9 protein-coding genes are annotated in these 9,168 nt (G+C 52.4%); 7 read left to right on the top strand and 2 right to left on the bottom strand.

Annotated elements, in window-relative coordinates; translation table 11 throughout:
• Positions 1-544: 544 nt before the first annotated feature.
• A complete protein-coding gene (locus tag AC2FLE_RS21220; RefSeq protein ID WP_496699593.1) occupies positions 545-1,768 on the bottom strand; it encodes an FAD binding domain-containing protein in 1,224 nt (407 codons plus the stop codon).
• A gap of 69 nt (positions 1,769-1,837) precedes the next feature.
• On the opposite strand from AC2FLE_RS21220, the gene AC2FLE_RS21215 reads away from it, so the two are divergent.
• A complete protein-coding gene (locus tag AC2FLE_RS21215) occupies positions 1,838-2,509 on the top strand; it encodes a TetR/AcrR family transcriptional regulator (RefSeq protein WP_496699592.1) in 672 nt (223 codons plus the stop codon).
• A 345-nt stretch (positions 2,510-2,854) separates the two neighbouring features.
• Here AC2FLE_RS21215 and AC2FLE_RS21210 read toward each other — a convergent pair whose 3' ends face one another.
• Positions 2,855-3,580 (bottom strand): TetR/AcrR family transcriptional regulator, encoded by a 726-nt coding sequence (locus AC2FLE_RS21210; protein WP_496699590.1) that lies wholly within the window; start codon positions 3,578-3,580, stop codon positions 2,855-2,857.
• 196 nt (positions 3,581-3,776) lie between these two features.
• On the opposite strand from AC2FLE_RS21210, the gene AC2FLE_RS21205 reads away from it, so the two are divergent.
• The 6 genes from AC2FLE_RS21205 (at position 3,777) to AC2FLE_RS21180 (ending at position 8,740) form a co-directional block, all read left to right on the top strand.
• Positions 3,777-4,430: a hypothetical protein gene (locus AC2FLE_RS21205; protein ID WP_496699588.1), complete on the top strand. Its 654-nt coding sequence runs from the start codon at positions 3,777-3,779 to the stop codon at positions 4,428-4,430.
• Between the two features lie 145 nt (positions 4,431-4,575).
• The gene (locus tag AC2FLE_RS21200; protein ID WP_496699586.1) at positions 4,576-5,079 is read left to right on the top strand and encodes an outer membrane protein; all 504 of its coding nucleotides are present in this window, start codon (positions 4,576-4,578) and stop codon (positions 5,077-5,079) included.
• A 387-nt stretch (positions 5,080-5,466) separates the two neighbouring features.
• Complete coding sequence (locus tag AC2FLE_RS21195) at positions 5,467-6,570, top strand: alpha/beta fold hydrolase (protein WP_496699585.1); 1,104 nt, start codon at positions 5,467-5,469, stop codon at positions 6,568-6,570.
• 80 nt (positions 6,571-6,650) lie between these two features.
• Positions 6,651-7,163: a DUF6653 family protein gene (locus tag AC2FLE_RS21190; protein WP_496699583.1), complete on the top strand. Its 513-nt coding sequence runs from the start codon at positions 6,651-6,653 to the stop codon at positions 7,161-7,163.
• A gap of 38 nt (positions 7,164-7,201) precedes the next feature.
• Positions 7,202-7,948 (top strand): alpha/beta fold hydrolase, encoded by a 747-nt coding sequence (locus AC2FLE_RS21185; protein ID WP_496699581.1) that lies wholly within the window; start codon positions 7,202-7,204, stop codon positions 7,946-7,948.
• A gap of 459 nt (positions 7,949-8,407) precedes the next feature.
• Positions 8,408-8,740, top strand: coding sequence for an NIPSNAP family protein (locus AC2FLE_RS21180; RefSeq protein ID WP_496699579.1), 333 nt, complete (start codon positions 8,408-8,410; stop codon positions 8,738-8,740).
• Positions 8,741-9,168 lie beyond the last annotated feature (428 nt).

Below are 9,168 nucleotides of genomic sequence, written 5' to 3'. Positions count from 1 at the left end.
GTGACAATCAACGGGTAAGTTGGTCGATCTCAGAAGCGCAACAATATCTGAACCACGGTTTTCCAGAAGCCTGGCTAAGTGATGCACACCAAAACCTGGAACATTCCAAGATTGGCCGTCAGAACTCACTTTGTCCTCTTTCATGCTCATATGCCGCCCGAGTCTGAAGTACCCTGCAAATCAGGGCGTTTTGTGGTTTAGGTAACAATACGCAGGGTCCAAAAGCCATGCCAAGAAATCGTTTGATTGTCGGCGGCAATGTAGTGGGTTTTGAGCCTGAAGCGAACGGCAGAAATGCGGGCTGCGACCGCAGTATTGTTATCGTATACTGTATGTCCGGAAAGGGCCGTGATCCGCGCGCATAGTCCTCGCCGCCAATATGCTGCGGCGACACCGGGGGCTGCAAGAAGCCTAGACTGTCCAGTCATCATCGAAGAGAGGTCGCCCGCTTTGTGGATTATGGGCGATAAACGCTTAAGAAGATCCGCTGTATCAAGTTTCTAAGGCTGCTCAAAATTGGACCAGTCATGCCCGCCACTTCGGCTTACGCTTCCTCACCGTAGAGATAGAGCTTGTCACCTGACAGGATCGCAGAGTGCAGATCCTCAAAATCCTTTGGCGACATATCCTCCCAATTAGGGGTTTCAACGACTTGCATCTGGCCAATACGTCGGCCAATTTGACTGAGGGTTTTTGCTTGCCCGCATCGTTGGGCGTCGTAGCTTTTGAGCAGGTCAGGTAGATCTTTGGCTGCGACCGCAAGCATTTCCAGCGCCAGCGCGTCTTCTAATGCCTTTGTAGCCCCGCTTGCGGTGTGCGGGCGGGTCATTGTTCCTGCATCGCCAATCAGCAGCGTTCTTTTGCTGACATAGGTATCGACGATGCTGTCATAGATCGGCTGTATCGACACGTCTTTGTGGCGGGTTTGGGCCAGGAGGCTGCGAATGGCGGGTGGAAAGTGATCGTTCAACAGCATCTGAAGCTCGGCGAACGCCGCCATCGTGACACTGCCTGGGGGAATAGATTCGACGCCGTTCAACGGTTGTGCTTCAGGACAGGATGCGTACACTGCCCAATTCACACGGCGTTGCCCGGTCGCGGCGCTGCCGTCAAAATTCGGGATCATGTAAAGGACTCCGTGTCCGCCCGAAAAAGGGACAGTCAACCAGGCCGTCTCTTTGTCGATCGCCTCAATCAAATGGGTGTCGGCACACTCTGCCTCAGGATAATTCCCGCGCCAAAGCACATAGCCTGCGTAGTCCGTTTCGATGTGGGGATGCATCCTTTGGCGCACCGCAGAGTTGTATCCATCCGCGCCTATGAGAAGATCAAAGTCTCGCGTATCACCGTCCTGGAAGGTCACTGTGACGCCATTTGCAGTCTCTGTGAAATCCAAGAGCATCTTGCCCTCGTGATAGATGTCATCGGAGACTGTTTTCCGCAGCGCACGCCACAGGTTCCCCCAGTTATTGGCGAAGGCGGGGGTCGCTTGGGTCCACAAGCGCTTTCCGTCACGACTTCGATCGGGAAACTGCCACCAACGCGATTTCATCTCGCAACTTGGGAAATTCTTAGGAAGATATCCCTTGTCCATAAGCGTGGCGCGTAGAGGGCCCGGAATGCCGATGCCGGACCCGCGGTCCATCAGCCCTTTTGAGGATCGTTCGAACACGTCCACATTGCAGCCAGCTCGGGTCAACGCTGTTGCTGCAGCGCAGCCTGCGATGCTGCCACCGATCACACCAACTTGCAAACCTTCCAGACTCATGCATTCCCCCCAAGTCGAATCCACATAACTTTACCTTGTATATTTAATTATACAATGTAAAATAAAGAAATGCACAAACCCACTAAACGCTCAAAAAAAACAAACCAACGCCGTGACTTAACGGTGGACAAAATTGTTGAAGCGTCCCTTGTCGTTTTGAAGTCAAGCGACCCATCCGCACTGACAATGCGGCGCGTGGCAGAAGAATGCGGTGTTTCAGCCATGGCGATCTATCATCATATCGACGACAAGAACCAACTCGCCACCCTCGCAGTTGATAGCCTCTTTCTTGCAGCCGCGCAGGGTCTGCGAATAGGGGAAGATTGGAGAGACCGCTTACTCGATTTTTTGGAGGAGGTTCGAAAGCGGCTATTGGAAACACCTGGTGCGGGCATGATCTTTGTCCGCCAGGCTATCATCGGCCCCGGAACCGCCACCACGACAGAGCTGATGTTTGAATGTCTCAGGGCGGGTGGGTTCAGCGGTAGGGCCATCGCCGAAGCGAGTGACGCAATTACCATGCTACTCATCGGATCGATCGCCAACGATCTCACCCGGCCACCGCAGATACGTGAGGAGTTGGGCAAGCAACTCGCGCCCGAGGATACCCCGATCTTACAAAAGAACATGCAAACCTATGCAACCAGAGACGGCGGCGAACGGTTCATGCTTGCTATAGGCTGGATTCTTGATGGGGTCACTCAAGCGGATGCAACAGGATCCAGAACCAAAACCTTGTAAGCCGATCTTGATCTTTGGTTTTTGGTCGGCAACTCCGTCCTTCACACCTTAGACCGACCTGCGCTCTCAGCGTGTCCCGTGAATGTCCGGAATGCGGGCTGCGACCGCAGCATGTCGGTTGGCTGCTGGATGTCGGCTCTGGGCCGTCCTTATTTCAGTTTTTGCGGGGCAGGGGGTTTTGCTGCAACGGCACCGAGGTCAGCATCGAGCCCAATGTTCTTGACGCTGCGACTTACGCCAATATCCGACGGCTTAGGGAAACGGCGCTGACGCGTGTTGCGGAGAATGTCAGTGGCGAGCCCTTATTACCGAATGCTGCACCAGGTAATCGCTGACTAGGCCAGATTAGTTTGCCGATGGAGGAGTTGCAGGCACAGTTGCCATGGTAACCTCCACCGCTTCTGGCCAGCCGAAATCCGTTGTCCCGTCCGGCAATCCCAGAATGCGGTCGAGTGTGAGAAACTGCATGTCGATTGCCGCCTGCAATTTTTCTGCGGCTTGATCGGCTATGTCAGATCCCCGTGCATCAATCGCGCGCAACAGCGCGAGATCAATAAAGGTGCTTAGGAACAAAATGAGTTCTGCGGCAGTATCAACATCTGCGACAGTAAACGTGCCCTCATCACGACCTTTCTGAATGATCCCGGTCAGGACGGGCATAGCACCGGTTCTGACTCTGCGCTTGAACTGTTCAAGCAGAACCATGTTTTTGTCCTGATTCATGACCCGAAAAAATTCAACCTGACCAGGGTAGTCATGTTCACGCAGGTAGTTTGCCCGCAGGTGGATAAAGCTGTGCAACAGGTCGAGCGCAGAGGAGGTCTCATCAGAGGCGACAACAGCCATCTGCGAAAATACACCCTCTGCCATTCCGTCCAATACGCCGAACAGCAACTCGTCTTTAGATTTGAAGTGATGATAAAACCCGCCCTTTGAGACACTCGCCATATCAAGCACATCTTGTATGGTTGTATCCTCGAAGCCTTTGGAAAAGAACAACATCTGTGCGCATCCCAGCAGCTGAGCACGCCGTTCTTCGGGCGGCATGTTCTTTCGCTTCGTAGATTTCATACACTTTCCTCTTGCAAACCGACCGGCGGTCTGCAAATACAGACCCATGGTCGGTTTGTACCCCGACTCACCTGGCAGAGCAATGTAATTCACCTGCCAACCCGAATTTAACGATGCGTTTACGCAGCCAAACTCCGCAAGCGGTAGTGCTTTGCGGATCCGGTTGAGTTGCGCGCACGATGCAGGATCGAATGTCATGAATGCTCTTGTCTGTGGAATTACTTCGCCATCCGAGTTGCGTCGAATGTCTCGCCTGGCGGGTATTCGCCAACTGCTCGGGATTCTGATTACAAACTGCTTGAAGCAGAAGCCCCCAATGCAACGCACAATTCAATCAGGATATGGAAAGGCCATGAAAAAATCCCATAAATCAATAGGGTCGAAGAACCCAGTCTCTTTTGAAGCAGGTCGAGTTCGATGGTTAGCAATGCAACGCATTGCGACCTCCAGTCAGTTTGTGCGTTCAGTGTTCGTCGCGCTCATCTTTGGTGCCGCTCTGAGCGGATGCGCCGCCAACATGGCAGCGACTGGCAGAGATGGCCCTGACCTGAGCGTCGTTAGCCAGGAGGCCACCCGGTTCAATGTAGAACGCCAGTTGGGCTCACCCGATGAATTGCAGCAACAAGCCAATGGAGACTGGGTGGCCGTCTATGATGTTGAGCCCAGGACAAAACCGAACCTGGCGCGAGCAGCAGGTCATGGAACACTGGATCTTTTTACCTTCGGGCTTTGGGAAGTTGTTGGTGGCCCGCTAGAGGTGGCACATGCGCGCCGGGTGCTGGTCACTGCCCGATATGACCAATCAGGGAAACTGATTCAAATGACCAGCAAACCCAAACCCATCCTCTAATCCAAGTATTGGATCACCGCTGGACGGAAAACGGAAAGCGGTAATTCCAACACCCCCACTAACGGAAAATCACTCCCGCTGGCGCATCACGCATGCCCAGCGTCCAGATGGTCTTTCCGTACAATCAAGAGAACGGACCTTTTAAATGAAGACTATCACGATGATCACACTGGCAGCCGTGATGCCGACTTTGTCCTTGGCAAATGAAAGCTGGACCGGTTTCAATGCGGGCTTGCAACTATCCACAATCGATGTCTCCGAGGGCAACAACGACAATGGAAATGCAGCTCTGGGTCTCCATGCCGGTTATCTACACGATTTTGACGGTTACGTAATTGGTGGTGAACTTACTTATGACGCGGGCGCTGAGGTTGAGTCCGGAGGGAAAGCCGAAAAAGTCGATACTGTACGCCTGAAGTTCAAAGGTGGTCATGTATTTGGCCGGACATACCTCTATGGCGTGATTGGCTATGCAAACATTGATGGCGGATCCAAGAACGAAGACGGCTATTCCGCTGGTGTTGGCGTGACTTATCGCGCGACGGACAGGGTTCTGGTTGGTATTGAATACATACGAGACACATATGACACGTCGGGTGATGATATCACGGCTGACTCTGTTGCGCTTCGGGTGTCCTACAAGTTCTAGCTGTAGCCATTCGAGATTTCGAAAATGGCGGGGGACTTCAAACGGTTCCCCATTTTTCTTCCACCTTCAAATTCCGGAGAGGCGCCAGGTGACTAACGTGCCAACTCTAAAGACCGAAAGGCTAAACTTAATACCACTTAAAGTAAAAGCTTGGCTCGACTATCTTACTTTTATGGTCTCGAAACGCCCAGCGTTTATGGGCGATCCTGTTTTCCCGCGTTTACCCAAACATGGCGAGCTGGCATTCCTATCTAATCACATGCGTCGCGATATTGGTCTCCCAGAATATGGCAAGCGCGAGCCCAATCTCTATCTGAGATATTGAGTTCAAGTCGCAACCGAATTCGAGACGCCACCACAATGCATTAATCCAATGGGCAGCGAACAATGTACTCATTCAAACTTCAACGCCGTCTCTTACTGTTGACATTCTGTGCCGCCAATTTTGCTGGGTCGTCATTTGCCCAGGACCGTCAAGAAATTGCCGTGACGCGCAGCGGCGAAGATGTTGCAGCTATAGAGTGTTTCGGAAGCTTCGTTTCCCAGGAAATAGTTGTTCTTGGCGGGATTGAGCAAACAATACTTATTCGCACTTGTGATTTGTCCCAACCGGTCCTGCTATTTTTGCACGGGGGTCCGGGTGGTGCCGTGATGCCCTGGGTCGATCTGTTCCACACGCCCTTGTTGGAAGAGAACTTTGTCGTTGTCCATTGGGATCAACGTGGAGCCGGAAGTTCATTCAACGAAGATCTCACGGTAGAAGACATCACGCCATCCAATTTGGTGGCGGATACGCTTCAACTCACCAACCTCCTACGCGACCGCTTTGGGCAAGAGAAAATATTTCTGAGCGGTCATTCGTGGGGCAGCGCGCTGGGTTTCATGACTATCGCAGAGGATAGTTCCCCCTATCACGCGTTCATCCCAACGTCTGAGCGTGTCGCGTGGGTACGCAGTATGAACATGGGTTTTGAATGGGCCCAGGATCAGGCGAAAGTTCGTGGCGATGTTGAAACTCAGCGGAAACTCAAGTCGATTGAGCCGTTCGAAGCATTAGACGAGGCAGATCTCACCGTTCAGCGCGATGTTTTGGCAGAATATGGAGCTGGAGACTTTCATACCGAAGGGCTATGGGATCGCCACCTCTCTTATGTGCTAGAAGGGCAGAGCCCCTACTACACGGACACACAGGTTAAAAACTATCTCCGCGGACTTGAGCTATCGAGCACAGCAATTGAACAGCCCGAGATTGTTGGTGCATACGACCTCTTCACCTCGCATCCGGTCCTAGATCTACCGGTCCACTTTATAACCGGAGCAGAAGACCAGAACACGCCAGCCGATCTGGCACAGGAATATTACGAACACCTGAAGGCTCCAGCGAAGAGTTTTACCCGTATCGACGGCGCTGCCCATATGGTGATGTACGACCAACCCAATGCCTGGGCTGAAGCCCTGGTTCAAATAAGAAACCAGACGCCTACCAACTGACGAGCGGCCCAGCGTCGTCATACACTTCAATCAATCCTACGCCTCCTATTTTCGGAGAGGTGGATCCAGGAGTTGCAAAGATGGACATAGCTCGATTTTCCGAACGCCTTATGGGCATGAAGGACGAGGTTTGGCTGCGACATGCAAACCCTTGGTCCGTTTGGACCCGTGTGTTGACACCCGTGCCTCTTCTGGCGTTTGCAATCTGGAGCAGAGCATGGATTGATTATTGGGCGTGGCTTGCGGTCGGCATAGTTCTTGTCTGGATATGGATCAACCCACGCGCTTTTTCGCGGCCGGAGACTTTCGACAGTTGGTCTGCACAGGGTGTTCTCGGCGAGCGTGTCTGGCTGCGGCATCGCGACAAAGTTGCGGAACATCATAAGCGCGTCGCAAATACGGTCGCCATTGTCAGCGGCGCTGGTCTTTTGCCGTTTGCCTATGGTCTGTGGGCATTCGACTTAGGGTTCACTTGCCTCGGCATGGTTGTGATCTCGGGCGGCAAGATGTGGTTTGTAGACCGCATGGCCTGGGTTTGGAGCGACTTCCTGCGCGACGGTGGAACTTTAGATGATCTGACGGTTGGCAGTTGATCTGTGGCGCCACATTTAAACCACTCGGGAATACGATCATGAAGAAAGTAGTGTTTTGCCACGGTATGCCTGGCAGCCCATCAGATGCGGAGCTACTAAGTAAGGCCAATCCTGGTATTGAAGCCATTGCTCTGAATTTGCTGAACTTTGATCCGAAGGCCATCGACGCAGATCTTTGTGATGCCATAGATACAGCGTTGGGGGAAAACGACGGCGAGTGTGTGCATGTGGTTGGCTTTTCCATCGGCGCCATGGCGGCAATAAAAGTTGCGGCGTCCAGGCCAAACCTGGTTGGCCGACTAACATTGATATCGCCCGCTGCCCCACTTTTCATAGGTGATTTTCTACCCAAGATGGCGGGAAAACCGGTTTTTGAGTTGGCCATGAAGCGTCCAAGGATACTCCGGATTCTGACGCGTCTTCAAAGTTTGCTGACCCGGTTTTTTCCAGAAACTATGGTCAAAGTATTGTTCGCAAAGTGCGGCCCTGCGGAAAGAGTTCTTTTAGAAGACGAGACCTTCGTCAGCGTTATGAAAAAGGCGCTATCGGAGAGCTTCGTACAGAGGCCAGCGGCCTATCTTGCATTTATCAGCGCCTATGTCGCGGATTGGAGCGAAACTATGTCAGCGGTGCAGTGCGACGTCGTCCTTTGGCACGGGACTAATGACACTTGGTCGCCGGTTGAAATGTCTCACTCGCTAAAGGGTGTGTTTGGTGAAAAAGCCACAATAAACTTGGTTCAAGGCGCTGAACACTATTCAACTCTAGTACAAGCTGAACTGTAGTTCACACTCAAGATTGACGCTTTTGGAGGTGTACAGATTCTGGATAATATACTGATTTCATTTAGAATAGGCACTCGAAGGAAGAGGCGTCTTTGGCTCGGTCACCTCGGCTGGAGGCAGTCGGATGTTCGACCGGATTCATCAAGAAAATGCATGCGGCATCGCCCCGAAATTCGACGTATGAAATTCATATGCGCAAGATCCGTTGTTTCGGTCAATCGATGGCTAGTGGGTCTGGACAGACTTTGTTCGAACTTGGCGGACTTCTACAGAGATTTAGTATCAACCACATCCATTGTGCGGAGGGAGATATCATGGGTTATCAAGATTGACGTGGGTGCGGAAACCCAGGAAGTTCTGAGTTCCTAGTATCACAAATGAGTACGTTAAGTGGTACGGTAAGGATCAATCTCAACAGACTTCCCCCAAGAGTACATTCAAAGCAAACAGGCTACGCGCATGATTATCGAAGTTCGTCGCTACATATTAAAACCCGGACGTCGTGAGGAGTTTATCGAGTTCTTTGAACAAGAGAATCGTATTGCATTGCGCGACGCTGGGATGCTGGTCTTTGGCCCTCTGCGGGATCTGGACAATCCAGACAAAGTCCACTGGATGCGGGCATTCTCGTCGCTCGAGGAACGAGACAGGATCAAAGATAGTTTCTACAAAGGACCCGTATGGAACAAGCATATCGAGCCCCTGGTAATGCCCCTGATCGCCCACTTCGAGGCGGATGTAACCGAAACAACAAACGGGTTTGAGAGTTTCGGCGGTGGCGTATCTCTCTGAATTCCGGGACCCACAAGCCGAAGGGCTGACAGAAGAGAACAAGACCCGCTCCGCAACACTGATTGTTGCCACTGGCGTGTACGCGGTGAGTGGCGATAACCCGAAACAGACCGTGATCGCATGGCAAAATTACGTTGCCAATACACACCCAACTAACCGGAAGCGAAGACGGCATTAGATTTCGAATGCAAGTCGCCGCTGTCCCGCAGTTCGTGAGTTCGACAGGCCTCCCTTCTCGCTAGTGCAGCGAATGGCAGCAAAGCGGGCGCTACCGCAGCATTTCGGTTGGCTGCTGGATGTCGGCTCTGGGCCGCGAGCGCCTGTTACCTATGCCAGCCAAGTTTGACTGCGGCTGCATTTGTCTCAAATATCTTTGGCGAAATAGTGCAGATGTGGGCGTAACGAGGGTTGATCCTTGTACGTTGTCG

This window comes from Ruegeria sp. CDSA077, assembly GCF_059612265.1.
This window is presented reverse-complemented; position numbering and strand designations above follow the sequence as displayed.